Annotated in this window: 17 protein-coding genes and 1 pseudogene; 6 read left to right on the forward strand and 12 right to left on the reverse strand. The window is 69.3% G+C overall.

All coding sequences use genetic code 11. The features are described 5' to 3' along the window. Positions 1-48: 48 nt before the first annotated feature. The gene (ftsH, locus tag NS2_RS12945; RefSeq protein WP_033087695.1) at positions 49-2,406 is read right to left on the reverse strand and encodes an ATP-dependent zinc metalloprotease FtsH; all 2,358 of its coding nucleotides are present in this window, start codon (positions 2,404-2,406) and stop codon (positions 49-51) included. 368 nt (positions 2,407-2,774) lie between these two features. On the opposite strand from ftsH, the gene NS2_RS12950 reads away from it, so the two are divergent. After that, positions 2,775-3,641 (forward strand): hypothetical protein, encoded by an 867-nt coding sequence (locus NS2_RS12950; protein WP_231992948.1) that lies wholly within the window; start codon positions 2,775-2,777, stop codon positions 3,639-3,641. Positions 3,642-3,708: 67 nt separating this feature from the next. Here the strand turns inward: NS2_RS12950 and NS2_RS12955 are convergent, their stop codons facing one another. Next, the gene (locus tag NS2_RS12955) at positions 3,709-4,533 is read right to left on the reverse strand and encodes a DUF1266 domain-containing protein (RefSeq protein ID WP_033087693.1); all 825 of its coding nucleotides are present in this window, start codon (positions 4,531-4,533) and stop codon (positions 3,709-3,711) included. Positions 4,534-4,817: 284 nt separating this feature from the next. Between NS2_RS12955 and NS2_RS12960 the strand changes: the two genes are divergently transcribed. Then, the gene (locus tag NS2_RS12960; protein ID WP_036545726.1) at positions 4,818-5,084 is read left to right on the forward strand and encodes a DUF2277 family protein; all 267 of its coding nucleotides are present in this window, start codon (positions 4,818-4,820) and stop codon (positions 5,082-5,084) included. A gap of 11 nt (positions 5,085-5,095) precedes the next feature. On the opposite strand, the gene NS2_RS12965 is transcribed toward NS2_RS12960, so the two are convergent. Continuing rightward, entirely contained in the window at positions 5,096-6,370 is a 1,275-nt protein-coding gene (locus NS2_RS12965) for a PucR family transcriptional regulator (RefSeq protein ID WP_033087691.1), read from the reverse strand. Between the two features lie 159 nt (positions 6,371-6,529). Here NS2_RS12965 and NS2_RS12970 point away from each other — a divergent pair, with 159 nt between their 5' ends. Together NS2_RS12970 and NS2_RS12975 are read left to right on the forward strand one after the other, a co-directional pair. After that, a complete protein-coding gene (locus NS2_RS12970; RefSeq protein WP_228102545.1) occupies positions 6,530-8,185 on the forward strand; it encodes an aldehyde dehydrogenase family protein in 1,656 nt (551 codons plus the stop codon). After that, entirely contained in the window at positions 8,185-9,015 is an 831-nt protein-coding gene (locus tag NS2_RS12975) for an SDR family oxidoreductase (protein WP_033087690.1), read from the forward strand. The genes NS2_RS12970 and NS2_RS12975 overlap by 1 nt, the downstream gene beginning before the upstream one ends. A gap of 398 nt (positions 9,016-9,413) precedes the next feature. Here NS2_RS12975 and NS2_RS12990 read toward each other — a convergent pair whose 3' ends face one another. Both NS2_RS12990 and NS2_RS12995 read right to left on the reverse strand, forming a co-directional pair. Next, positions 9,414-11,621 (reverse strand): protein kinase domain-containing protein, encoded by a 2,208-nt coding sequence (locus NS2_RS12990; RefSeq protein WP_033087689.1) that lies wholly within the window; start codon positions 11,619-11,621, stop codon positions 9,414-9,416. Next, on the reverse strand, positions 11,618-14,140 hold the full coding sequence (locus tag NS2_RS12995; RefSeq protein ID WP_045437499.1) for a serine/threonine-protein kinase: 2,523 nt from the start codon (positions 14,138-14,140) through the stop codon (positions 11,618-11,620). Before NS2_RS12995 ends, NS2_RS12990 begins: the two co-directional genes overlap by 4 nt. A gap of 193 nt (positions 14,141-14,333) precedes the next feature. Between NS2_RS12995 and NS2_RS13000 the strand changes: the two genes are divergently transcribed. After that, positions 14,334-15,788: an amidase gene (locus NS2_RS13000; protein ID WP_081985881.1), complete on the forward strand. Its 1,455-nt coding sequence runs from the start codon at positions 14,334-14,336 to the stop codon at positions 15,786-15,788. Between the two features lie 96 nt (positions 15,789-15,884). On the opposite strand, the gene NS2_RS13005 is transcribed toward NS2_RS13000, so the two are convergent. The 5 genes from NS2_RS13005 to dacB form a co-directional block, all read right to left on the reverse strand. After that, positions 15,885-16,772 (reverse strand): LysR family transcriptional regulator, encoded by an 888-nt coding sequence (locus NS2_RS13005; protein ID WP_033087688.1) that lies wholly within the window; start codon positions 16,770-16,772, stop codon positions 15,885-15,887. A 381-nt stretch (positions 16,773-17,153) separates the two neighbouring features. After that, positions 17,154-17,708, reverse strand: coding sequence for a hypoxanthine phosphoribosyltransferase (gene hpt, locus NS2_RS13010; RefSeq protein WP_033087687.1), 555 nt, complete (start codon positions 17,706-17,708; stop codon positions 17,154-17,156). A 57-nt stretch (positions 17,709-17,765) separates the two neighbouring features. Then, positions 17,766-18,695, reverse strand: coding sequence for a tRNA lysidine(34) synthetase TilS (gene tilS, locus NS2_RS13015; protein WP_045437482.1), 930 nt, complete (start codon positions 18,693-18,695; stop codon positions 17,766-17,768). Between the two features lie 83 nt (positions 18,696-18,778). Further along, positions 18,779-19,882 carry an Rv3626c family coenzyme F420 biosynthesis-associated protein gene (locus tag NS2_RS13020; protein WP_370737293.1) on the reverse strand — a complete coding sequence of 368 codons (1,104 nt, stop codon included), beginning with the start codon at positions 19,880-19,882 and terminating at the stop codon, positions 18,779-18,781. Between the two features lie 13 nt (positions 19,883-19,895). Then, the gene (dacB, locus tag NS2_RS13025; protein WP_081985879.1) at positions 19,896-21,359 is read right to left on the reverse strand and encodes a D-alanyl-D-alanine carboxypeptidase/D-alanyl-D-alanine endopeptidase; all 1,464 of its coding nucleotides are present in this window, start codon (positions 21,357-21,359) and stop codon (positions 19,896-19,898) included. Between the two features lie 170 nt (positions 21,360-21,529). On the opposite strand from dacB, the gene ppa reads away from it, so the two are divergent. After that, positions 21,530-22,021, forward strand: a complete 492-nt coding sequence (gene ppa / locus NS2_RS13030; RefSeq protein ID WP_033087685.1) for an inorganic diphosphatase — start codon at positions 21,530-21,532, stop codon at positions 22,019-22,021. A gap of 46 nt (positions 22,022-22,067) precedes the next feature. On the opposite strand, the gene NS2_RS13035 is transcribed toward ppa, so the two are convergent. Both NS2_RS13035 and NS2_RS13040 read right to left on the reverse strand, forming a co-directional pair. Further along, the gene (locus tag NS2_RS13035; RefSeq protein ID WP_052086345.1) at positions 22,068-23,723 is read right to left on the reverse strand and encodes an MDR family MFS transporter; all 1,656 of its coding nucleotides are present in this window, start codon (positions 23,721-23,723) and stop codon (positions 22,068-22,070) included. Positions 23,724-23,802: 79 nt separating this feature from the next. Beyond that, positions 23,803-24,623: pseudogene (locus NS2_RS13040) on the reverse strand (crotonase/enoyl-CoA hydratase family protein). Between the last annotated feature and the right edge of the window lie 126 nt (positions 24,624-24,749).

Below are 24,749 nucleotides of genomic sequence, written 5' to 3' on the forward strand. Positions count from 1 at the left end.
CCCGGCCCGAGCCGGGCCGCGAACCCATTGAGCGTATCGGGACCGCGGTCAGCGACGACCGTTCGGTCCGTCCCAACCGTTCTTGTCGTCCTCGTCATTCCCGGCGGCCGGGGGCGCGGCCGGATACTCCGGCTGCCCGTAGCCCGGCTGATACTGACCGCCCGGCTGATAGCGCTGATTGCCCGCGGGCGCCCAGCCACCGTACGCGCCACGCGGCTGCGGAGCCTGCGGCTCGTCGTCCGCGGGCGGCCAGCCCGGAGCCGACCAGCCGGCCGGAGCGCCGTAATCCGGACGCGAACCGTGTGTCGGGGTGCCCTGCCGCGGATAGGCCGGAGCCTGCGGCAACGGGTAGCCCTGCGGCGCGGGAGCCGGGTAGCCGCCGTACTGCGGCTGCGGCGCGCCCCCGTAGGCCGGTTCGGGATGACCGTTGGCGGGCTGCGCGACCGGCCGCGACTCCTCCTCCGGGAACGGCTCGCCGCGCTCGGCGGCCAGCTCGCGCGGCGTCTTCACCGGCGGGCGGTCCGACGGGGTGCGGTCGCCGAAATCATTGAAAGCCGTGATGCGCGGCCGCTTTTCGACCGTGGCGAGGATGGTCTCGAGCTCCTTGCGGTGCAGGGTCTCGCGTTCCAGCAGCGCGGTGGCCAGCGAGTCGAGCTCGTCACGGTAGTCGTTGAGCACCGACCACGCCTCGGTGTGCGCGGCCTCGATGAGGTTGCGCACCTCCTCGTCGATCTCCCGGGCCACCTCGTGCGAGTAGTCCGAGGCCATGCCCATGGACCGGCCCAGGAACGGGTCGCCCTGCTCCTGGCCGTAACGCACCGCACCCAGGCGGGCGCTCATTCCGTATTCGGTGACCATGGCCCGCGCGGTCTTGGTGGCCTGGTCGATATCGGAGGACGCGCCCGTGGTCGGCTCGTGGAACACCAGCTCCTCGGCCGCGCGACCACCCATGGCGAACACCAGGCGGGCGATCATCTCCGAACGGGTCATCAGGCCCTTGTCGTCCTCGGGCACGGTCATGGCATGGCCGCCGGTGCGGCCGCGGGCCAGGATGGTGACCTTGTAGACGGGCTCGATATCGGGCATCGCCCAGGCGGCCAGGGTGTGCCCGGCCTCGTGGTAGGCGGTGATCTTCTTCTCGTGCTCGCTGATCACGCGGGACTTGCGGCGCGGGCCGCCGATGACGCGGTCGACCGATTCCTCCAGGGCCGCACCGGTGATCACCGTGCCGTGCACGCGCGCGGTGAGCAGCGCGGCCTCATTGATGACGTTCGCCAGATCCGCGCCCGACATGCCGACCGTGCGCTTGGCCAGACCGTCCAGGTCCGCGTCCGGCGAGATCGGCTTGCCCTTGGAGTGCACGGCCAGGATCGCGCGCCGGCCCTTGAGATCCGGATTGCCGACCGGGATCTGCCGGTCGAAACGGCCCGGGCGCAGCAGCGCCGGGTCCAAGATGTCGGGCCGGTTGGTGGCCGCCATGATGATGACGCCGGTGCGCTCACCGAAGCCGTCCATCTCGACCAGCAGCTGGTTCAGCGTCTGCTCACGCTCGTCGTGGCCGCCGCCGAGGCCCGCGCCGCGCTGGCGGCCGACCGCGTCGATCTCGTCCACGAAGATGATGCAGGGGCTGTTCTGCTTGGCCTGGTCGAACAGGTCGCGTACCCGGGAGGCGCCGACACCGACGAACATCTCGACGAAGTCCGAACCGGAGATGGTGAAGAACGGCACCCCGGCCTCACCGGCAACGGCCTTGGCCAGCAACGTCTTACCGGTGCCGGGCGGGCCGTAGAGCAGCACGCCCTTGGGGATCTTCGCGCCCAGCGCCTGGTACCGGGCCGGGCTCTGCAGGAAGTCCTTGATCTCCTCGAGCTCTTCGATGGCCTCGTCGGCGCCCGCCACGTCCTGGAAGGTGGTCTTGGGCATGTCCTTGGACAGCAGCTTGGCCTTGGACTTGCCGAAGCCCATCATGCCGCCGCGGCCACCGCCCTGCATGCGCGCCATCACGAAGATGAACAGGCCCAGCAGGATCACCATGGGCAGCATGAACAGCAGGATCTGGCTCAGCCAGGAATCCTGCTTGACCGTGGTGTTGACCTTGGCGCCGGAATCCTCGGCGGCCTTGAAGACCTGCGCGGAGACCTCGCCACCACCCGGGTACTTGGTGATGATCTTGGTCTGCCCCTTGGTGGCATCATTGCCGTTCTTCAGCGTGACGCGCAGTTGCTGTTCTTTGTCGTCGATCTGGACCGACTCGACATTCGACTTGTCCTGGAGCTGGGACAAAGCCACCGAGGTATCGACGCTGTGCCAGTCGCGCGTGTCGTTGCTGAAATAGCTGACCAACCAGATCACGAGCAAGAAGCCCGCGACTATGGCCAGGTTGCGGAACACAGTCTTGCGGTTCATAGAGCGTCGGCCGGCGGCCAGTCCTTTCCGGGGGGTGTATCCGGTTTGCCTGCGATGCTTGCGTGGCACGCCCGTTCCGGCGAACGGATGCGGACATGCCACGTTACCGCGTACGGTCTAGTCGATACATCGCGCAGTTCGGCTGCTGGTGCAGTTCAAAAGGTAAACGGCTGGAGAACGCGGGTGGTTCCCCGACCATCTGCGGCAACACATCGGATCGATCACCCCCTGGTGTCGGACCGAGTGGTCACAATCATGGCATGGTCGTCCTATCGTGAGTGACGACACAACAGAGCGCAGGGGGTATGGACATAGTCGAGCTACGGACACCCACGGCGATTGTGCGTCACGGCAACGGGCGTTTGACGGTGCTGCGACCGGGAACCGACGGCGAGCGCGTGCTCGACGTGCCGGTGAGCGACCTTCTCAAGGTGCGTTTGAACCGGCGCGCCGATGACGCCGTCGTCATCGAAATCTATCTGCGCTACCCCACCCCGGTATTGACCGGCGTGCCCGCCGACCGGACGCCGCTGCCGGTGCTCATCGCCGAACACGATGTGCCCGCCGCCACCGTCATCGTCGAGCGGATCAACAACCAGATCCTGGCCACCCAGCGCCTGGACGTGGCCGCCCCCGACCTGACCCCGCCCGCGCCCTCCTGGGGCCGGACCGGTCCGGCCCGCGCCGACGTGGATCGCGCGGTGCGGCGCATGGCGCCCAAGCGGGACGCCAAGCCGGCCGTGGCGGCGCTGCAGCGCTATGTCACCCCCGACGAGTACGTGCTGGAGACGGCCCTCGTCACCACCGGGCCGCCCGCGCCCAAAGCCACCGGGCTGCTGGCCGTCACCACCACCAGGCTGATCTTCGTCTCGCTCGGCGCGGGTAAGCGTTTCGCCCACGAGCTACCGGTGGCGACCCTGCTGTGGGCGCGCACCACCGACGATGCCGACACGCCGAGCACCGCGCCCGCCGACTACGGGGTCGAGGTCAGCGACGGCAATCTGACCTGGCAGTTCTCCGGCACCGATCGGGCCGACACCGATCGGGTCACGGGCGCTTTGAATTTCGCCATCCAGCGCGAGGTGGCCGACGGCGCGGCGGGTCCCGCGGATCCGGGCGTGTCCAAGCTGTATTCGGAATGGGAACTGCTGGTCGAGCGGCATTCGCTGGGCATGGTCGACGATGCGCAATTCCAGCGGTACGGGCGCGGAATTCTCCGATCTTTGCCCGATTAGACGCTGCGCCTGATCAACTGAAGGATTTGGGGGCCGAGCCCCCAAACCTCGGTGATCATTCGCCGGCTTATTCGTCCGGCTGCAGGGTGATGCGCCGCCACGGGCTGGTGGGCCGCATCCACAGGCGCAGCAATTCCATGCGCCGGTCCACGCCGCCGGATTTCAATTCCGCGAGGTCCTCGCACGCCTGCCAGTAGGTCCACCCGGCGAGGTAGGCGTCGCCGAATTGCCGCCAGTTGCGGTATTTGCGCTGCGCCGGGGGCAGCGCCCGCATGAGGTAGTCCCAGGCGACATCGGCGTCGAGATAACCGGCGGTGTAGGCCATGCGGGCGACGGCGACCACGCGGGCCAGATCCCAGGCCTGGATATCGGTGGGCAGCGGCCGCACCAGGTGGTCGGTGAGGCCGAGTTTGATGGCCTGGGACCAGATGTCGTAATCGCGGACCAGCGCCTCCGGATTCTCCATGCCGCGGAAGGAACCCACCTGCCGCAGGAAGGCGCGATGCCGATCGGCGCGCTCGCCGAAGCGATCGCGTTCAGGGGAATTGATGGCCGCCATGACGAGCGGGTGCACGAGCGCGTAGAGCGGGCCGTGCATGCCGTCGAGGAGTTGTTCCATCGAGGCCATGGCCTCGGTGCCGTCCGTGATGCCCCAGGCACCGGTCAGGGTGTCGATGGCAAGCTCCCGGCGATCGCCGAGCGGGTGCTCGCGCTCGGGGCCGAGCAGCAGCGCGTCGTGGAAGGCGTCCCAGCGGGCGGAATAGAAGCCACCGAGCGACAGCGCGCGCAGTTCGTCGTCGGAGACCTGCGCACCGGACCAGTGGTCATCCTCGCGCTGGTCCAGCTCCGGGTATGGAAATGTGGTCAGCGTGGGAACGTCGCGGGCGGGCATAACCAGAGTCTAATTTGCCTCCGCTTCGCTCCGGCCGGTTCACGGCCCTGAAGTCTCGATTCTTCCCTCCCTCCGCTCCTCCGCTTCGCTCCCCCGCTCCACTCGGTCCAGAATCGAGACGGCCGTGAACCCCTTGGGCCCTTCTCTCTTTGGGGTCAGGCCGGGTGCGAATAATCGGCAAACCGTTCGGTTCGTAAATTCGGCGGGAACTCCGCGGCCCAGTCACGCAATTGTCTGAATCTTGCCCTGTCACGGCGGGTAATCGGGCGCTAACCTCTGGGGGCATGAGTGGGAACATCACCCTGCTGCGCGGGCTCACGCCGGCCGCCACGGAGCAGGAAATCTACGCCGCCGCACAGGAATACGTGCGCAAGGTCGGCGGGGTATCGGGATTGACGACGGCCACGAAGACGGCCGTGGACAAGGCGGTGGCGGCGATTGCCGCGGCCACCACCCAATTGCTGGCGGAATTACCCGATCGCCGGGCCGCCGAAGGCGAAGCGCCGGTGCGCCGCCGGGTCCGGGACGCCGTCACGGAGGAAGCGCGCTGAGGCTCGCGGGCTCACACGCCGTACACCCCCACGCAGTCGAGCGCGATTTCCAGCCGCGCCCCGCGCTGGTCGAGCGAGTGACCGAGTAGTTCTTCTATGCGCTGAATGCGGTAGCGCACCGTGTTCTTGTGTACGCCGAGCAGTTTCGCGGCCGCGTCGGGGCTGCGGCGGGCACGCAGGTAGGCATGCAAGGTTTCCCGCAGTCGGGCCGACTGCGCGTCGGGTGCGGCGAGTGCGCCCAATTCCCGGTCGACGAGTGCCCGCATGGCGGCCTCGTCGGCTCCCGCCAGGTAGGCGACCTCCACCTCCGCGTAGTGCAGCACCCGCGACATCCCCGCGCGGGCCCGCTCGGCGACCTGGCGGGCGGCGACCGCCTCGCGGTGGCTGTCGCGAAATCCCTTGGTGTGCGCGGCCGGTACGCCGACGGCCACCCGCACGGGCGCGTCCACCGACCACGCGGGATCGGCCGGGTCAGGCAGCTCGCCGTCCATCCCGATCCAGGCCCACAGCGCCGAGGCCCCCGAGGGCATGGTGAACACGCTGCCGTTGCCGAAGGCGGCGGCGTAGCGGGTGACCACGCGGTCCAGCAGGCCGACGGCCTCGCCGGTGCGGTCGGGCCGCGGCGCGGCGGCGTCTTCGTCGGGTCGCAGCGGGGTCGTGTCCTCGTCGGTCCACAGCACCAGGGCCAGGTGCCGCTGAGCCAGGCGGTAACCGAGCCGGGCGGAATCGTTTTCGACGTCGGCCTCCGCACCGTCGAGCAGGCCGCGCACGATTTCGGCCCGCTGGGTGAAGGCGGCGCGCAGCCCGCGTTCGCGTTCCTCCATGTAGGTGTCGGTGAGCGCCTCCACCGAGGTGCTGATCCATCGCGTGGTGCGATCGAAAAGCCGTAGCAGCACCGACCTTTCGATCTCGCGGGGCAGCTGCTGCTGTTCCACCACCTCGGTCATGTAGTCGACGACGGCCTCCTGGCCGAGGTGGTAGACGCGCAGCAGCAGCCGGACGTCGTGGCCGCGGCGGGCCAGGGTGCGGGCGAAGGCGTGCGCCTCCTCGGGCACGGGATAGTCGATGCGGTCCTGGTTCAGGCCGCTGAGCACCTCGAGGGCGTGAGCGCGGCTGCTGGCGGCGAGGTCGCGGCGCATATCGCGGTCCCGGAATTCGGGGACGCGGGCGATGATGGCGTTGTCGAGCCGGGCGACGACCTGTTCCAGGGTCTCGGTGCGCAGGGTTTCGGCCACGAAATCGGCGATCCACTGCCGGATCTCCGCACTGTTGGCAGTCGTCGCCACGAATGCACCCCTTCACAGTTGTACTCAAAGCACAAAACCGACCGGAACAATTGACCCGATTGGCCAAGCATAGGCCCCAGAAATTGTGTCACGATCATAGTTCAGTGAGCTGCCACACAGCTCGCCGCCGCAATGAAGCGCACGTGGGGAAGGCACACCGTGACCAATACCGAACCCGCCGCGGGCACCGCTCGCAAGACCGGGACCCGTAAGCCCGCCGGCACCGCCGTGAAGGCAGCCCCGAAGCCGGAGACCGCTGCGAAGCCGGAGGCCATCCCGGCACCGGCCACCGAGATCGAGGTCCGCAATCCGGCGACCGGTGCGCTGGCGGGCACGGTGCCGATCGATTCGGCCGACACGGTCGCCGCCAAGGTTCGCGAACTGCGCGCGGCCCAGCCCGCCTGGGAGGCGCTGGGCCCCGACGGCCGCAAGGAATGGCTGCTCAAACTGCAGGACTGGCTGGTGGACAACACCGATCACCTGGCCGACGTGCTGCAGTCCGAGACTGGCAAGGCCCGCGTGGACTCGCTCATCGATCCCGCGTTCTCGGTCGACCTCACCGGCTACTACGCCCGGCGCGCCGCGAAATTCCTTGCCGACGAACATCCTTCGCCGCACAGCCCGCTGGCCCGGGTCAAGCAGCTGACCACGGTGTTCCGGCCCTACCAGGTGGTCGGCGTGATCACCCCCTGGAACTTCCCGCTGGCCATGCCGGTCATCGACGTCATCCCGGCGCTGGCCGCGGGCGCGGCGGTCATCCTGAAACCCTCGGAGGTGACGCCGCTTTCGGCGGTCGAGCTGGCGCGCGGCTGGCGTGAGATCGGTGCGCCGCCGGTGTTCGAGGTGGTCACCGGTGCGGGCGAGACCGGTGCTGCCGTGGTCGGGAATGCCGACTACATCCAGTTCACCGGTTCCACCGCGACCGGCCGCAAGATCGCCGCGGCCTGCACCGAGCGCATGATCCCGTTCAGCCTGGAGCTGGGCGGCAAGGACCCGGCCATCGTGCTGGCCGACGCCGATCTGGATCGCGCGGCACACGGCATCGCCTTCGGCGGGCTGTTCAACGCCGGGCAGGTGTGCATCTCGGTCGAGCGCGTCTACGTGGAAGCGCCCGTCTACGACCAGTTCCTGGCCAAGCTGACCGCCGCGGTCAAGCAGGTCCGCCAGGGCGTGGACGGCCGCAAGCCCGAGTTCGACATGGGCGCCCTGGCCAACGAGAATCAGGCGCAGATCGTGCAGCGCCACGTCGAGGAGGCCGTCAAGGCGGGCGCGCGCGTCACCACGGGCGGCAAACGCACCGGTGTGGGAACGCTTTTCGAGCCGACCGTGCTCGCCGACGTGGACCACACCATGACCTGCATGACCGAGGAGACCTTCGGCCCGACCCTGCCGGTCATGAAGGTGGCCGACGAGGCGGAAGCCATTCGGCTGGCCAATGATTCGATCTACGGGCTGTCCGCCTCGGTGTGGTCGGGCGACAAGGATCGCGCCGAACGTGTTGCGCGCCAACTCAACGCGGGCGCGGTGAACATCAATGACGTGTTCGCCAACATGTTCAGCTTCGCGCTGCCCATGGGCGGCTGGGGCCAGTCCGGCACCGGCGCGCGCTGGGGCGGGCCCAACGGCGTCCGCAAGTACTGCCGTCAGCAGGCCATCACCAAGCCGATCCTGCCGACGCAGACCAAAGAGCCGCTGTGGTTCCCGTATTCGCCGCCCAAGCTGACCTTCGCCATGGCCGCCATGCGGGCGGCGGGCACGCGCGGGCTGCGGCGCATCAATGTGCCCGCCATCATCAAGACCGTGCGGGGGCTGTGATGACCGACTTCGCAGCGATCACCGGGAAGGTCGTCGTCATCACCGGCGGTGCGCGCGGCATCGGCCTGGCCACCGCCACCGCGCTGCAGGCGCTGGGCGCGAAGATCGCGATCGGCGATATCGACGAGACCACCGTCAAGGAGTCCGGCACCGCACGGGGTTTCGAGGTCTTCGGCAAGCTGGACGTCACCGATCACCAGTCCTTCGAGGCGTTCCTCGATGACGTGGAGCGCCGGCTGGGACCGATCGACGTGCTGATCAACAATGCCGGGATCATGCCCACCGGACGCGTGGTGGACGAGCCGGACCAGATCACCCGCCGCATTCTCGACATCAATGTGTACGGCGTGATCCTGGGCTCCAAGCTGGCCATCGCGCGCATGCTGCCGCGCGGGCGCGGGCAGGTCATCAATATCGCCTCGCTGGCGGGCGAGACCCACATTCCGGGTCTGGCCACCTACAACGCCAGCAAGCACGCGGTGCTGGGCTTCACCGACACGCTGCGCGAGGAGTACCGGGGCACCGGGCTGAGCTTCTCCGCGGTGCTGCCGACCCTGACGAAAACCGAACTGGGATCGGGTGTCACGCCGCCCAAGCTGCTGCGCCCGGCCGAGCCGGAGGAGATCGCCGACGCCATCGCCAAGCTGATCGTCGAACCGCGTTCCAAGGTCCGCGTCACCACCGTGGCGGGCATCATCTCGCAGGTGGTGGGCTTCCTGCCGCAGGCGGTGGGCGATGCCATCGGGCGGGCGCTGGGCGCGCAGTCCGCGTTCCTCGACGATGTGGACTCCGACGCGCGTAAGGCCTACGAGCACCGGGTGCGCGAGTAGCTCGCCGTAGGGTCGGCGGCATGGGTAGCAGGAGTGCGGTTTTCGCCGGATTGTCGACACTGGATCTCGCGTATGCCGTCGACCGGTATCCCGCCGAGGACGCCAAGACCCAGGCCGCCGACCTGTTCCTGGGCGCGGGCGGGCCCGCCGCCAATGCCGCGATCACCTACGCGTTCCTGTCCGGGCGGACGCCGACGCTGGTCACCGCGCTCGGCAAACACGCACTGGCCGAGCTGATCCGGGGCGCGAGAGTGGATTTGCCCGCACCGGGCGGGCCCGCGATACCGAGTAGAAACCGACCGGAATGCCCTTCCGCGCGGCGGCGGACGCGAGCCGCCAACTCCGCCAAGGAGGTTTCGACACTGCCGCGTATCGCCACCCCACAACACTACGGGGCCTCAGCGCCCGCCTTCGGGAATGGCGCGCACCAGCGCCCGCAGGTCCGATTCCAGCAGTCGCGAGAGCCAATAGGTGAGCACGAACGCCAGCACGCCGCCGACGCTCAGCCAGCGCAGCGGCACGATCACCAGCCACAGGTCCGCGGTGGAGACGAAGGTCATGGTCGCGACGCCCAGCAGCGGCACCGAGGCGGCCGCCGCCAGATACAGATTGCTGCGCCGGGCCAGCGCCGCCAGCTGCCGCCGATCGTTCGCCCCGACCGAGCCGCGCGCCAGCAACTGCGGATACAGCGACCGCAGCGTGTACACCATGATCCCGAAGTACGGGTAGGCCAGCGCGATCAGCGCGCACACCACCTGCGCGGCGAAGAAATGCCAGAAGGCGTGGTGCGGCAGGTTCGCACCCGCGCGCTGCAATGCCAGCGGCCAGGCGATGCCCGCGATCATCCACATGGCGAACGGAATCCACACCGCCCGCTCCCCCATCAGCAGCGTGTCGGCGCGGGCGCGGGCGAGCCGGGCCGGACCGTACTCCTGGCCGCGCGCCAGCCGATAGGAGACGGTCAGCGGCCGCCGCGCCAGCCACAGCAGCAGGGCGGCGGCCAGTGGGAAGGTGATGGCATTGTTCAGCAGCGCCACCTGTTCGAAGCGATGCTGATCGCCCGCCGAGAGCTCATCCACGATGAGGCTCTGGTTGATTCGGATGTTGTACCAACTGGCCAGTGCGTTCGGCAGGCCCACGCACAGCACCGCGATCGGCACCGGCCAGCGCCGCAGTCGCGCCCACACGCTGTGCGGCGGCGGGTCCACCAGATCCCGGGCCCGCGCGTCCAGGCTCAGGTCCAGCTGTCCCGCCAGCTGCGCCCCGCTGCGCCAGCGCCGCGACGGTTCGGGCCGCAGGCACTCCAGCAGTACCCGCCGCAGCGTGGCCGGGGTGTCGGCGGGCAGGGTCGCGAGCGCGGCCGCGGGCACACCGGCGATGCGGCGGGCCAGCATGGCGGTGACCATATCGGTCCCGCCGTCGTCCTCGACCCCGGCGTCGTCGTCCTCCTCGAACGGCAGTGTGCCGGTGAGCATCTCCCACAGCACCAGACCCAGCGAGTAGATATCGCCGCGCGTGTCCGGCGTCGGCGCGGCCGCGTCCAGCAGCGCCGCCAGCGCCTCGGGCGACTTGTAGCGCAGGGCCTCGGTACCGCCCGCCGCCGCACCGCGCGCACCACCGGGTCCCCAATATCCCTGCCCCAGTGAGAAATCCGCGAGTTTCGGCACGCCCTCGGCGGTGAACAGCACATTGGAGGGCCGGATATCGTGGTGCAGCACCCCGTGGCGGTCGCCGTATTCGATCGCCTCGGCCAGCCTGCGGCCCACCCACGCAACGGTTTCCGGCCAGGTGAGTCCCGCGATCTCCGCCCGCACCCGGGAACCGGACGGGCGGGGTTCGCCCTTCGACTCCATCGCCGCGTCGATGGCCCGCAACAGCAGCCCGCCGTCGGCGACCGTTCCGGTTTCGGCGCGCAGCCGCTCCAGCACGCCCTCGATCGTGCCGCCGGGCAGGTACTGCATGTACAGCAGCCGCAACGGTTTCCCGGTGCTGCCGTCGGCGATCAACCGCTGGTCGAAGACCCGCACGATGTACTGGTGGTCGAGCTGGGCGACCGTCTCGGTGTCGCTGTCCGCACCCGCCTCCACCCGCACCGCAACCAGCCGCTGCATGGACCGCTGCCGGGCCAGGAACATGCGGCTGCCCTCGGCGCCGCCGAGATCGGTGAGCAGTTCGAAATCGTCGAGGCGGCGGCCGATTTCGATGCCGTCGGGCAGCACCGGCGGCGCGGGCGGCGGGGTCTCTCCGGTGAAGCGGCGGCGGATCTCCCCCGCGACCTCCGGGTACTCGGCGGTGAAGCTGTCCACATCCAGGGGCCGCAGGCGGCTGCGGGCCACGTACTCGTCACACACCAGGTCCGCGAAGCCGGGGCTGGCGCCGACCTCCGGGAATTCGCTGCGGTACTCGGTGATCCGCTTCTCCAGCCCGGCGCGCCGCCAGCGCTGGCGCATGTCCACCCGCACCAGATCGGTGAGCACGGCCAGGCGCACGGCGGCCCCGTCGGGCAGGTATCCGGCCAGGCTCGGCGGTTCGCCGCGCTCGCCCCGCAGGGTGGATTCCCAGTCGGCGGCGAAGCGGGCGACGGCTTGCGCCGGTAGTCCGTTCACGGTTCGGTACCCACCGGGCTCCCGGACTCCCGCGACGGCCGCGCCGGTGACACCACCCGTTCCAGTGCCGCCAGGTCCGCCTCCAGGGCCCGGAACATGGCGTACACGGCCACGAACGCGGCGATCCCGCCCACGCTGAGCACCCGCACCGCAACGATGACCTGCGGAATGTCATCCGGCGGCAGGAAAGTCACGCCCGCCACGGCCAGCAGCGGAATCGATGCCGCCAGTGCCAGATACGTGGTGCAGCGGTGACCCAGCCGGTGCAGCCAGGCCGCGTCCTCGGCACTGATGTCCCCGTGCCGCAGGAACATCGGATAGACGCAGCGCACCAGATAGAAGGTGACCAGGAAGAACGGATACGCCACCGCCATGGCCCCGCACACCACCAGCGACACCAGGAAGTGCACGATGCCGCGCACCGGCAGATCACTGGCGGTGAGCCGCAGGATCACCGGGAAGGTGAAGCCCGCGATCACCCAGAGCGAGAACACCACCGAGGAGATGCGTTCCCCGGCCAGCAGCACGTCCGCGCGCGCCCGGCGTAGCGTGTCCGCGTCGTATTCGCGGCCCTTGCGCAGCCCGCGCGGCACCACGATCACGTATCGGCACAGGTAGGCGATGACGGCCGTGCCCAGCGGGAAGAACACCAGATTCACCGTAGCGGTGGTCAGCACGAAGGTGTTCATGGCCGATTCGGACAGGTGGCTGATGATGAAGGCCCGATTGTGCGCGATGTTGTACAGCGAGGCCAGCGTGTTCGGTATCGCCACGGCCAGGGTGACCAGCGGAATCAGCCACGGCCGCAAGCGCATCCGCCAGCTGTGCGGCGGCGGGTCGACCAGGTCGCGGGCCCGCTGGTCCAGGCACAGGTCGAGCTGTTTGGCCAGCACCGCGCCGCTGCTCCAGCGTTGGTCGCGGGCGGGCTCGAGGCAGGTGAGCAGGACCCGGCGCAGTGCCGCCGGGCAGTCGGCCGGGACCCGGTCCAGGGCGGTCGAATCCACGCCGCCGCGCCGGCGGTCCAGCATGGCCTCGAGGGTGGTGCGGTCGCCGTGGTCGCCGGGTCCGGCGGTGGTGTCGTCGAAGGGTTTCGCGCCGGTGAGCAGTTCCCACAGCACCACGCCGAGGGAGAAGATGTCGGCGCGGGTGTCGAGGTCGGCGGCGCTGCGGGCGGTTCCCGGGTGGCAGGCCTCGAGCTGTTCGGGGGACATGTAGGACAGCGAGCCGCCGAAGTACGAGACCGGGCTGGTGCCGTCCAGATTCCGGCTGAAACTGATGTTGAAGTCCGCCAGTTTCGGTACCGCCTCGGCGGTGAGCAGCACATTGGCGGGCTTCACATCCCGGTGCAGCACCCCGTGCCCGTCCGCGTAGTCCAGCGCCTCGGCCAGCCGACGGCCCAGCCACGCAACGGTTTCCGGCCAATTCAGCCCCGCCAGCTCGGCGCGCACGCTGGAATCGGTGGGCCGGATCTCGCCCTTCTCCTCCATGGCGGCGTCCACCGCGTCCAGCAGCAATTGCCCGCTGCGCTCGGCGGGCGGGGTGGCGCGCACCCAGCGCAGCACGCCCAGCAGGGTGCCGCCGGGCAGGAACTGCATGTACAGCAGCCGCAGCCGCCGCCCGGACTCGGTGCGGACGTCCGACATCAACCGCTGGTCGAAGACCCGCACGATGTAGTCGTGGTCGAGCTGGGCCAGGGTCTGCGGCTCGGTGCCGTGGTCGGCGGAGATCTTCACCGCCACCAGGCGCTGCAGCGACCGCTGCCGGGCCAGGAAGACGCGCGCGAAGGCGCCGGAGCCGAGGCTGGTGAGCAGGTCGAAATCATCGATGCGCTGGCCGATTTCGATGCGGTCGAGCAACTCCCCGGTATCGGGTGCGCTGACGCCGCCGGTGGCGCGGGTGCGGTCCGGCGCGGCGTCGGCCGGCTGCGGGGGTTCCTCGAACAGCGTCACCTCGCCGGGCTCGGGCACCCGGGTGCTGTCGCCGTCGAACGGGTTCGGGACGTGCACGGTCTCGTGGCTCAGCGTCGGGCCGGTGGGCGCGAGCGTGAGGCCGCCGAGGGTGGACTCCTCCAGCAGGGTGCGCCGGGTGCTCTGATCCTCGTCGTCGGCATTGAGCAGCTCGCGCAGTTCGTTCGCCTGATGCGGGTACTCGCGCAGGCAGTCGCGCGGATCCACGGTCTCACCGCTATGGCGGCGGATCACGAACTCCTCGTACACCAGCCCGGCGGGCAGATCCCGGGCCGTGAGTTCGGAGAATTCGGAACAGTATTCGCGCAAACGCTTGGTCGGTGGCGGCCGCCCGCCCGGCGGCAGACCGGGGCGGCGCAGCCAGCGGTGCCGCATATCGACGCGAATGAGCTCGACCAGCGCGGCACGGCGCAGGGTGACGGCATCGGGCAGGTAGTCGGCGATGCGGGGCGGGGCCGCAGCGGTATCCCAAGCCGCCGCGAACGCAGCGACCACACTGAATTCCGTTCCGGCCGTATAACCCCCGGAGCGGTGGTCGGAACCAGAAGTCATGTCCGCACCCATCTGGCTCGGCACGGATGTCGTCGATCCGTACTGTCGATCCTGGAGCGTGGTGGATTCTTAGATTCGGACAAAGAAACCGCCACACCCGACACCATCATCCCCGACCAACAGCCGGAATGATAACTTGCGGCCAACGAGCGGATCACCCGATTTCGACACGAGGCGACGGGGGAAGACGAGCATGTACGACGAGGGCACGGCGCTGACGGCGGATCGCGTCATTGCCGAGACCACCGAGGAGGTAGCGGTGGCGAGCACCACGACCGATTCCGACACTTCATCCGATTCCCGGCCCCCGGCGGATCTGACCACGGCCACCGGCATCGCCGCGGCCGTCCAGCACGGTTCGATCTCCCCCGAACAGGCCGTCGACGCCGCGCTGGACCGGATTCGCGCCCGCGACCGGAAGCTGAACGCCTTCGCCCTGGTTCGCGAGGAGGCGGCCCGCGCCGAGGCCCGCGCGGTGGCCGAACGCCAGGACCTGGACATGCTGCCGCTGGCCGGGGTGCCGATCGCGGTGAAGAACAATATCGACGTCGCCGGCGAGGTGACCCGCGGCGGCTCGCTCTCGGGCTCGGACACCCCCGCCGCCACCGATCACCCGGTGGTGCGGCGACCACGCGGGGCCGGCGCGGTCATCGTCGGCCTCACCAATGTCCCCGAGTTCGGGCTCTGGGGTGTCACGGACGGTCCGGGCAGCATCACCCGCAGCCCGTGGAACACCCGTTACTCCTCCGGCGGTTCGTCGGGCGGCTCCGGCGCGGCCGTCGGTTCCGGCATGGTCGCCATCGCGCACGGCAATGACGGGCTCGGCTCGGTCCGCATCCCGGCCGCCTGCTGCGGCGTGGTCGGTCTCAAGCCCGGCCGTGGACTGGTGCCCAGCGAGGTGGGCGTGGACTCCTGGGGCGGGATGACCGAAAACGGGGTGCTGGCAACGACTGTCGCCGATACCGCGCTGATGTTGTCGGTGCTCGCCGACCGCCCCGACCTGGCCGATCTGGAGACGCCGTCGACGCTGCGCATCGGCCTGGCGACCGGTGCCCCCATGCCGCTCACCCATGTCGATCTGGCCTGGACCGCCGCCGCCGACAAGGCCGCCGCGGCCGCCTCCCGGGCTGGTCACATTATCGGCGTGGCCGAACTCCCTTACCAGGGCGCGACTTTCGCGCTGCTGCTGCGCTGGCTGGGCAATGCCGCCCGCGAGGCCGCCACGGTCCCGCACCCCGATCGGTTGCAGCGCCGTACCCGCACCCACGTGGCGCTGGGCAAGGCGGTGCTGAAGTCGGGCCTGCTGCGCCCGTCCCAGGTGGATCGGGTGGAGGCCCGGCTGCTGGACTACTTCGAGCGCTACGACGTGGTGATCACGCCGACGCTGGCCACGCCCGCCCCGCGCGCCCGCCGCTGGCACTCGCGCCCGTGGCTGGCGAATGTCCTTGCGAACGTGAAGTTCTCGCCGTTCACGCCGCTGTGGAATCTGGTCGGCTGGCCCGCGCTGTCCATTCCGATGGGCATCCACCCGCGCACCGGCACCCCGGTGGCGGCGCAGATCGCGGGCCCGCCCGGCAGCGAATCCACCATCCTGCGCCTGGCCGCCCAGATCGAGGCCGCGCACCCCTGGCAGCGTCTGGCTCCCTGAACCGCCCCGGGTACGCGAAAGCCCGGGAGGTGGCGGCAACCTCCGACTCTCTGCCGCCGCCCGCCCGGGCGTTCTGAGTGAATTGTGTTGTGGGCCCTACTGGGCCGCGACCGGTTCCGGCTCGGCGAAGCCGCCTTCGAGGACGCGGGCCGCGAACTCGAGGATGGTCGGACGGTCGTCGTCGGCGCGCCAGGCCACCGCGCGCTCGCACGGGGCGAGTCCGGTCACCGGGCGGGCGGTCAGGCCCGGCCAGCGGTACATGGGGACATTGTTCTCGGCCAGCAGGCAGACGCCCAGGCCGAGGCTGACGGCCTCGAGGCGCTCCTCGGCGGTGGCCGCCTCCGCGCCGATCCTGGCCTGCCGCCCCGAGCGGGCGTCCGCGCCGAGCCAGAAGTCGCGCGCCGCACCGGCTTCGGCGGGCATGGCGATGAACGGCTCGTCGAGCAGGTCGGCGAACTCGATGCTCTCCTGATTGGCCAGGGCGTGGTTCTCCGGCAGCAGCACCCAGCGCGGCTCGGTGCGCAGCACCTGCCAGCGGTAGCGGCTGGTGTCGGGCACGGGCAGCCACATCAGGGCCAGGTCGGCCTGTCGCCCGGCCAGGCCGCTGGACGGGTCGGTCCAGGACGCGGAGTGCAGGGCGAGCCGGTGGCCGCTGGCGCTCTCCAGGTCGGTGATCAGGCCGCGCCCGATGGAGGACTGGATGCCGATGCGCAGCACCTCACCGGCCTCCTGCAGGGCGACATTGGTGACTTCCCACAGTTCCAGGATCTTCCGCGCGCCCTCGAGCAGTTCCTTGCCGGCGACGGTCAGGGCCACGCTGCGCTGGTTGCGGTCGAACAGCACGACGTCGAGCTGGCGCTCCAGCTGACGGATCTGTCGTGACAAGGTGGGTTGTGCGATGTGCAGCCGCTGGGCGGCGTTCGTGAAGTGCAGTTCCTCAGCGACGGCGACGAAATACCGCAGGTCGCGCAAATGCGGGTCCATAGCCCCTTGCTATCAGAATCGGTCTTGATTTTCCAGCCGTATCCGACCCGAAAGTTTGCAACAGGATCAGAAAACAGCCGTCAGGTTTGTTACAGACAGCATATGGCGCACTTGAAACATTCCGTTAACCGGACCCGCGAACCGCTGGCCATTCGGCGAGACTCCCCCATCCACCCCCAAGCGAACACTTGACCAGCGGTTACACACAACACGCGTCCGACCGACCACCCCGTCGCCAACCGATCGCGGACTCCCAGCAACACCGCCGACGGCGGGCCCTTCCCTCAACCCGATCGGGCCAGTGATATTCATCACATCGACGCCGAAAGCCGCCCCAAATCATGGGACGGCTTCGAACGGCAGGGGCTCGGAGAGCCGTTCTCAGCCCCCGTAGACCTTCGGGTTCAGGGTGCCGATGTAGGGCAGATCGCGGTACCGCTCGGCGTAGTCGAGGCCGTAGCCGACCACGAACTCGTTCGGGATGTCGAAGCCGACAGCCATCACGTCGACCTGGGTGCGCAGCGCGTCGGGCTTGCGCAGCAGCGTGACCACCTCGAGCGAGGCCGGGTTGCGGCTGGACAGGTTGCGCAGCAGCCACGACAGCGTCAACCCGGAGTCGATGATGTCCTCGACGATCAGCACATTGCGCCCGGCGATGTCCTTGTCCAGGTCCTTCATGATGCGCACGACACCCGAGGACGAGGTGGAGGACCCGTAGGACGAGACGGCCATGAACTCCATCTGCGTCGGCACGGTGAGCTTCTTGGCCAGATCGGTCATGAAGAAGATCGCGCCCTTGAGCACGCCCACCAGCAGCAGATCGCCCTCCGGGGCATCGGCGGGGTAGCGCTTGGCGACCAGTTCGGCCAGTTCCTCGACCTTGCCGGCGATCTCTTCCTCGCTGATCAGCACCGACGCGATGTCGTCCCCGTACACGTCCGCTGGTATCCCTTCAGTGATGTGTCGACCCCGGCCGCGCCTGGGCGCGCGGGTTCACTCTGACCTGAGTATGAGCCTGCCATGTTCGCGCGCGGCAACCAACCTGGTCCCACTGGGCGAACCACCCACCGCGACCCCGCCCTGTCCACGCCATCGGGTGACCAGTGCGTCCACCGCCCGTAAATTGCTGTCCGTCAATGATTTTGCGCCATGCCCGAGCAACCAGGCGCGAATGACGCGACGCCGCACCGCCGCGGCCGCAGTGGCGAGCGTCTCGATTCGCAGCGCGTCGCCCTCCCGCGCGTCGGCCAGCCACTCCTCCGCGAGCCCATCCAGCACCTCCCCGTCCTCCCGCAACTGCGCCGCCGTCCGCGCCAGCGCCCCCGCAACCCCACCCCCGAGCACCTCCTCGAGCAGCGGCAACACCTCATTCCGCACCCGCACCCGGGTGAACTCCGGCGCACCGTTGTGCGGATCCTCCCAGGGCACGATCCCCAGATCCGCGCACAACTCCCGCGGCACCCCGCGCCGCACCCCCAGCAACGGCCGCCCCCACGGCTGGTCGAATTCCGCCATGCCCCGAATCGACCGCCCACCCGATCCGCGCGCCAATCCGAGCAGGACCGTTTCGGCCTGGTCATCGAGAGTGTGCCCGAGCAGCACCGGAAGGCCTTGCCGCGCTTCATCCAGCGCCGCGTACCTGGCGCGCCGAGCCGCCGCCTCGAGCCCACCATCGCTCCCGACCGAGACCGGCAGTACCCGAGCCGATCGGCAGCCCAATCTCATTGCCAGCGCAGCGGCCTCCGCGGCCACCTCCGCCGACCCCGCCTGCAATCCGTGATCCACGATCAGCGCGTCGACCACATCCGCCTCGGCGCACGCGGCCGCCGTCAGGGCGACCGAATCGGCCCCACCGGACAGCGCCACCGCTACCACGCCCGCCGGCGCGTATCGCCCCAGCCACTCCCGCACGGCGCGCCGCATTTCCAACGCGGCACGTGTCTCGGGCAGCCGGAGCCGATCATTCACGCCCAGATCGTCGCATGCGGCGACCGCGGGACCTCGGATCAGCCCAGGACGCGGGTCACCCAGCGCTGCGGTTCGCTGATTTCGTCTGTGCGGGGCAGGGTTTCGGGGTCGGTCCAGACGGTGTTGAAGCGTTCCATGCCGACGGTGTTCACCACTTCGTCGACGAAGGCCTTGCCGCGGACGTACTGGGCAACCTTGGCGTCCATGCCGAGCAGGGCGCGCAGCAGGCGCTGGATGGGGTTGGCGGGGCGCTTGCGGCGCTGGTCGAAGGCGGCGCGGATGCGGGTGACCGAGGGGACGACGGCGGGGCCGACGGCGTCCATGACGTGGTCGGCGTGGCCTTCCAGGAGGGTGCCGAGCATGAGCAGGCGGTCGAGGGCGTCGCGCTGGGGTTCGGCCTGGGTGGCGCGCAGCAGTCCGATGACACCGGACGCGGCCGGATCCTCCTCACCGCGGCGGCGGGCCTGCACGGCCTCGGCCAGGCGGGCCAGCATGTCGGCGAGCGGTTCGTCCCCGGCCTCGCCGAGCACCTCGACATTGCGCCGCATGTAGTCGGAAATCCATGGGGCGGACGAGAATTGGACCCGGTGGGTGACCTCGTGCAGGCAGACCCAGAGCCGGAAGTCGGCGGGCGGCACGCCGAGTGCGCGTTCCACCGCCATGATGTTGGGCGCCACCAGCAGCAGGGTGCCGTTCGGCCCGGTGAAGGGGTCGTACTGGCCGAGGATGGCGGTGGACAGGAAGGCCAGCATGGCCCCCGCCTGCAAACCGGCCGGTTTCCCGACGAATTTGCCCGCGCCTCCGGGCTCGACGCCACTGCCGGTGAGCTGCGACATGGAGTCCGCGGCGGCCCGGATCCAGCCGGGCCGGTCCACGACCAGCGCGTCCGGCACCACCGAGCCGTCGTCCAGCCCGCTGACCTCGCGCACCGGCCCCTCGGCGCGCACCGAGGCGGAGGCGAGTTCGGCGACCGCCTGCTCGGCCGAGTACCGGGAGGTGCGCGGCCCCGCGGGCACCAACGCGGCGCCGGTGCGGGCGGCCACATTCCAGTCGACGACGCCGGTCAGATTGGCGCGGGACCGCCGGGTCGGTTCACGATCTTCCGAATCGGCGAGGGCCGAAGGGTTTTCGGGTCCGGTCATGTTCATCCACCCGTCAGGAGCAGCCACAGTTGCGCAGTACGTTGGCGACGGCGTCCAACGCGGGTCGGCTCACCTCCGGGGGCCGATCGTTCGACATGAGGGCAAACGTCAGCACCCGTCCGTCGCGGTCCAGCACATAACCCACCAACGCGCTCGACACGGACAGAGTTCCGGTCTTGGCGCGAATCCAGCCCGCGCCCTCCCGATCCCGGTCGACGTAGCGGTTGGCCAGTGAGCCGGTCGCCCCCGCGACGGGCAGGTAGTCCAGCAGCGGGGCGAGCGGCGATCCGGCGGCGGTCTTGTCCGAGGCCGGGTCGGCGGTCGAATTGCCTTGCGAGCCCGCGGTGCCGGGCAGCGCGGCCACCGTCAGCACCCGGTTGAGCAGACGCGGCGGAATCCGGTCGTCGGTCGAAAGTCCGCTGTTGTCGGACATTTTCAACCCGTTCAAATCGAATCCCGCGGCCTGCAGCACGGTCGACATGGCGGTCACCGCGCCGGTGAAGGAGGGCTCCTGCCCGAGCGCGACGGCCACCTCGCGGCCGATGGCCTCGGCCAGCACATTGTCGGAGTGCACCATGGCCTGCAGCATGCGTTCGCGCAGCGGCGCGGACTGCACGACGGCCAGCTGGGTCGCGCCTGCCGGGGCATTGCCCATGGTCACCTTCGCCGGATCGACCCCGAGCTCGGTGGCCAGCCGCTTCCCGGCGTCGAGCGCGGGAGTGGCGGTGCGCGGCGAATATTCGACCAGCGGGTCGAGCCGCCCGCCGTCGATCATCACCGGGTCCAGCGGCGCGATGGAGCCGCCCGCGATATCGGCGGCCTCCCAGCCGGGTGCGAAATTCGGTCCGGCGTAGGCGGAGGTGTCCACCAGGATCGAATCCACCCGCTGCCCGGACGCCTTGACCTGCGCGACCAGATCCTGCAACTTCGGCGCGTCCGGGTAGTAGCCCTTGCCGTCCGGCTGCGCGGTGATGGTCGGATCGCCGCCGCCGACCAGCACGATCTGCCCGGGCACCGCACCGGCCACCACCTTGGTGGTGACCCGGTGGTCGTCGGGCAGGGCCAGCAGCGCGCCCGCGATGGTCAGGATCTTGCCGGTGGAGGACGGGATCATGGCCTTGTCGGCGTCCAGGGTCCACAGCACCTTGCCGGTGTCCCCATCCGAGACCGAGGCCGCGAAGGCGCCCAGATCCGGATTCGCGACGGCCGCCCCGAGGGCGGCGGCCAGACCGGTGGCGGTGGCGGCGGGCGCGGTCACCGGGGCGGGCGCGACCTGCGGAATCGGCTTCACGGGTGCGGGCGGGTCGGCGATGGTCAAGCCCCCGTGCCGGAATTCCTCGGTCCACGGCTTCAGGATCAGGGCCACCGACGCGGCCGCCACCAGCACCACGACCAGCCCGAACGACACCACGATCCAGGTTCTGCGCCGCCGCTTGGCCTCCAGACCACCGATGTTCTGCTTGTTCCGACCAAACACCTGCCGCTGTCTCCCTGATACCTGTGGTGGGGCTATGGCTGTACCGCTGGGGGCCCCGGGACGTCCCTGCCGAACCCACACACTCGCGGTCCACACTATCCTCGTTGCGCAGTCGTTCCCTCGAACGAGCTGGCGAGTCGGCAGCCCTACCGCCCACAGAAGGAGATGACGTGGAGTTCGACGTCACCATCGAGATCCCCCGGGGTCAGCGCAACAAGTACGAGGTCGATCACGAGACCGGACGCGTGCGCCTGGACCGCTACCTCTACACCCCGATGATGTACCCGGCCGACTACGGCTACATCGAGAACACCCTGGGCGGCGACGGCGACCCGCTGGACTGCATGGTGCTGCTGCCCGAGCCGGTGTTCCCGGGCGTGCTGGTCGAGGCCCGTCCGGTCGGCGTGCTCATCATGAGCGACGAGGCCGGCACCGACGAGAAGCTGGTCGCGGTCCCCAACAAGGACAAGCGCTGGGATCACATCCAGGACGTCGAGGACATCCCGGAGTTCCAGCGCAAGGAGATCGCGCACTTCTTCGAGCGCTACAAGGACCTGGAGCCCGGCAAGTGGGTCAAGGTCGAGGGCTGGGAGGGCCGCGAGAAGGCCGAGAAGCTGGTCGGCGAGGCGTACGCCCGGCTGAAGGAGCAGGGCGGGCACTGAGCCCGATGCTCGAGGGGCGGCGCGGATTCCGCGCCGCCCCTTCGCTTTACTCCGCCGCGGTCGTCAACCCGGCTGTCGTGCGCAGCGGGACTTCCTTCCACAGCAGCACCAGCAGGAAGGCGACCAGCGTCACCGCGGACGTGGTCAGGAAGACCGTCGACAGGGCGTCCGCGAAACCGACCTTGAACGGTTGCGCGAGTACGGGATTCAGCTTCTGGATCACCGAGCTGTCATTGAGCACGCCCTGCGCCGCCGAGGTGTCGTGGTTCAGAATCCCTTGCGACAGCGCCATATCCGCCGGGTTCCCGTCGTATGCGCCACTGGCGACCGCCTGCTGGAAGGCCGGATCCTGCCCCGCTTCGAGCAGTTGCGAACGGATATTGGGGCCGAGCCGGTCGAACAGGATCGAGAGGAACACCGCCGCGCCCAGGGTGCCGCCGATCTGGCGGAAGAAGGTGGCCGCGGCCGTCGAGACGCCCATGTCCTTGGGCGGCAACGCATTCTGCAGCGCCACGATGAGCGGCTGCATGAGATTGCCCAGGCCGAAGCCCACGCACAGCATGAACAGCACCACGATCCAGAAGGCGGTGTCGGCCTTCAGGAAGTGCAGCAGGAACAGCCCGATCGTGATCATGGCCGCGCCCAGCAGCGTGTAGATCCGGTAATGCCCGGTGCGCGAGATCAATTGGCCCGACACCACCGAGCCGATCATCATCCCCAGCACCATGGGGATCATCTGCAGACCGCCGATCATCGGGCTCGCACCACGATCGGCCTGCAAATACTGTGGCAGCAACAGGATTCCGCCGAACATGCCCGCTCCGACCACGCACGAGATGACCACCCCGAGCGCGAAGGTCCGATTCCGGAAGATGCGCAACGGCACCAGCGCCGCGTCCCCCAGCGCGGCCTCCACCGCCACGAATCCGACGATTCCCAGCACCCCGATGCCGTAGCAGAGCAGCGCTCGCACACTGCTCCAGCCCCAGTCGCGGCCCTGCTGCGCCACCACCAGCAGCGGGGTCACCGCGATGATGAGCGCCAGCGCGCCCCAATAGTCCACGCGGTCACGGGATTTCTCGCGCTGTGGCAGGTGCAGCACCCGGGTCACCACGACCAGGGTGAACAATCCGATGGGCACGTTCACAAGGAATACCCAGCGCCAGCCCGCGATCCCGAGAATGCTGTGCTGCCCCGCGAACAGCCCACCCAGCACCGGTCCGATCACGCTGGAGGTGCCGAACACGGCCAGGAAATACCCTTGGTACCTGGATCTTTCGCGGGGACTCACGATATCGCCGACGATGGTCAGCGCCAGCGACATGAGCCCGCCCGCTCCCAGCCCCTGCAGGGCCCGGAACACGGCCAGCTCGTACATGGACTGCGCGAAGGTGCACAGCAGCGATCCGGTCACGAAGATCGAGATGGAGGCCAGGGAGAAGGGCTTGCGCCCGTACATATCCGAGAGCTTGCCGTAGAGCGGCGTGGCCAGCGTGGCGGTGATCAGATACGCGGTCGTGGCCCACGCCTGCAGCGAATACCCGTTCAGGTCATCGGCAATGGTGCGAATGGCCGTCGAGACGATGGTCTGATCGAGCGCCGCGAGCAGGATCCCCAGCAGCAATCCGCTGAGTATCACCAAAATCTGCCGATGCGTGAAGCCGCCCTCGCCGGTCGACTCGCTCACCTCGGATGTCGCCATGGCCAAACCTCCGGTACCCGCCCAACGATAGGCCGGGAACCGGAGGTGCGCAGTCCTTTTTCAGGCGAACCCGAAGGGGCTACTTGCCTTTGAACTCGGGCGGCCGCTTTTCGAAGACCGCGGTGATCGCCTCGGTCAGGTCCTCGGAGGGCAGGAACGCGGAGTTCCAGGCCGACACGTAGCGCAGCCCGTCCGCGATCCGCCCGCGCTTGGGCTGATCCAGCACATCCTTGATGCCCCGCACCACCAGCGGCGGGTTTGCCGCGATTTCGCGGGCCATCGCGTAGGCGGCATCGAGCACGGCATCCTGATCCGCGAACACGTCGTTGACCAGACCGATCTTCTCGGCCCGCGCGGCGTCGATGTCCTTGCCGGTGTAGGCGAGTTCGCGCACGTGCCCCTCGCCGATGATCCCCGGCAGCCGGTGCAGCGACCGATGTCGGCGACGATGGCCACCTTGGCCTCGCGCAGGCTGAACTTGGCGTCGGCGCTGGCCAGCCGGACGTCGGCCGCGGCGATCAGGTCCAGCCCGCCGCCGATGCACCAGCCCGAGATGGCCGCGATGACCGGCTTGGCGCAGTCGGCGACCGCGGTGACCGAGTCCTGCATGCTGCGCACGTGCTTGAGGAAGTCGGTGCGCGGCCCGGCCAGCGCCTTGTCGGCCAGCAGCGGCCCGAACAGCGGGCTCATGGCGGGCAGGTCGAGGCCGTAGGAGAAGTGCTTGCCGGATCCGGTGAGCACGATGGCGCGAACCTCGGGGTCGGCGTCGAGTTCGCCGAAGACGAGCGGCAGCTCACGCCAGAAGTCCGGGCCCATGGCATTGCCCTTGCCGGGACCGGTGAGCGTCACCTGGGCGATGTGGTCCTTGCTTTCGACCTCGAAAGCCTTCCATTCGGTCATCGGTCCAGCGTATCTGGGGTGCCGGCGGTCCGGCAGACCGGTGTAAACCCTGTGCTAAATCTGCTGCGTACCAGTGCCTTCCGGGCGGTTCCGGGGCCACGATTAGCGCGTCCGCACATTCTGCGA

The organism is Nocardia seriolae NBRC 15557 (assembly GCF_007990715.1).
Classification (GTDB): domain Bacteria; phylum Actinomycetota; class Actinomycetes; order Mycobacteriales; family Mycobacteriaceae; genus Nocardia; species Nocardia seriolae.

Excerpts from the sequence above, each read along its gene's own strand:
- ftsH (WP_033087695.1), bottom strand. The coding sequence starts at position 2,406 with ATGAACCGCAAGACTGTGTTCCGCAACCTGGCCATAGTCGCGGGCTTC.
- NS2_RS12955 (WP_033087693.1), bottom strand. The coding sequence starts at position 4,533 with ATGCCCGCCCGCGACGTTCCCACGCTGACCACATTTCCATACCCGGAG.
- NS2_RS12960 (WP_036545726.1), top strand. The coding sequence starts at position 4,818 with ATGAGTGGGAACATCACCCTGCTGCGCGGGCTCACGCCGGCCGCCACG.
- NS2_RS12975 (WP_033087690.1), top strand. The coding sequence starts at position 8,185 with ATGACCGACTTCGCAGCGATCACCGGGAAGGTCGTCGTCATCACCGGC.
- NS2_RS12995 (WP_045437499.1), bottom strand. The coding sequence starts at position 14,140 with ATGACTTCTGGTTCCGACCACCGCTCCGGGGGTTATACGGCCGGAACG.
- NS2_RS13000 (WP_081985881.1), top strand. The coding sequence starts at position 14,334 with ATGTACGACGAGGGCACGGCGCTGACGGCGGATCGCGTCATTGCCGAG.
- NS2_RS13005 (WP_033087688.1), bottom strand. The coding sequence starts at position 16,772 with ATGGACCCGCATTTGCGCGACCTGCGGTATTTCGTCGCCGTCGCTGAG.
- tilS (WP_045437482.1), bottom strand. The coding sequence starts at position 18,695 with ATGCGGCGCGCCGTGCGGGAGTGGCTGGGGCGATACGCGCCGGCGGGC.
- NS2_RS13020 (WP_370737293.1), bottom strand. The coding sequence starts at position 19,882 with ATGACCGGACCCGAAAACCCTTCGGCCCTCGCCGATTCGGAAGATCGT.
- NS2_RS13035 (WP_052086345.1), bottom strand. The coding sequence starts at position 23,723 with ATGGCGACATCCGAGGTGAGCGAGTCGACCGGCGAGGGCGGCTTCACG.